The sequence below is a fragment of the Desemzia sp. FAM 23988 genome (genome assembly GCF_045528365.1).
Classification (GTDB): Bacteria; Bacillota; Bacilli; order Lactobacillales; family Carnobacteriaceae; genus Desemzia.
The window spans coordinates 1-964 of sequence record NZ_JBGQQS010000059.1; the positions used below are offsets into that span (position 1 = coordinate 1).

The 964-nt window shown below is 40.7% G+C and carries 1 protein-coding gene; it reads right to left on the bottom strand.

The window, feature by feature from the left end:
* Positions 1-964 (bottom strand): ISLre2 family transposase (locus tag ACEN4L_RS13405; RefSeq protein ID WP_407097750.1); only part of this gene is annotated, 964 nt, incomplete at both ends.

Sequence of the window (964 nt, forward strand, 5' to 3'; positions counted from 1 at the left end):
AATGTACTTTCATACGTATCCAACCAAATAGTTAATTCATCTAAATCATGCGTTTTTAATGCTTGACGGACATGCTGTTTAAAAACGTTAGTTTGCGATCCAAACGCGCGGTTTAAGCCTTGGAAGACATGATAAGAGTCTAGTTGATTTAAAACAGGATAGTTCGATTGAGAAAAAGCTTCTTGGAATTTGTCTGCGGTATACCCTTGTCCACCGTCACTATTGGTAATGATTTGAGCTTGCTGTAAGGCATAATGATTCGCTGTAAAAGCTTGGACTTCTGCCCAAAAACCAGCGGTTTTTTTAGTCGTCATGATGGCTTTAGGTTCTTTTAAAGAAACGCGCTTTCCGTTTTTCTCCCAGCCTTCGTAAAGGATGGCATGACGAACTTCTAAGCTTTTTTTCTTTTCTGTCCCACGTACAAAAACCCCATCCGCTTCGGCGTAAAAATAGTCCACCTTTTTTCCTTCGGGCAACTCCGTGGCTTCTTCTAGTTCCAATACATTTTCTTCATCCTCACGTGATTGTGCTGCTCCAACGCGTTTAAGAAGACTGCCGACTGTTTGATGACTCAGCGTAATGGCCGTCCATTCGTTTAGAATAGCTGCGGTATCTCGATAAGTAGCTTTACTCACCAACTCTGACACTTTTACTTCTACTAGTGGGCTATGGCGTTGATATTTTCGAATGCCTAACCATTCATCTAGTGGATAATGGTTCTGATTATTAGTATCCACCATTAGCGTACGCCGGTACCGAACGGGACCGAAAATAAATTGAACCGTTTTCCAATCTGCTCGTTTTACTTTCCAACCTTCACGTTGTTTTTCCTCTTTGATCACTTCGTTGAAGTTCGACAAAATCTGACCCATTAACTGAGCGAACACATCATACATATAGCCTTGAATCGCTTCTTCTGTTTCTATTAAGTTGCTTGAATCCTTTATTATTTGATAAACCTTTG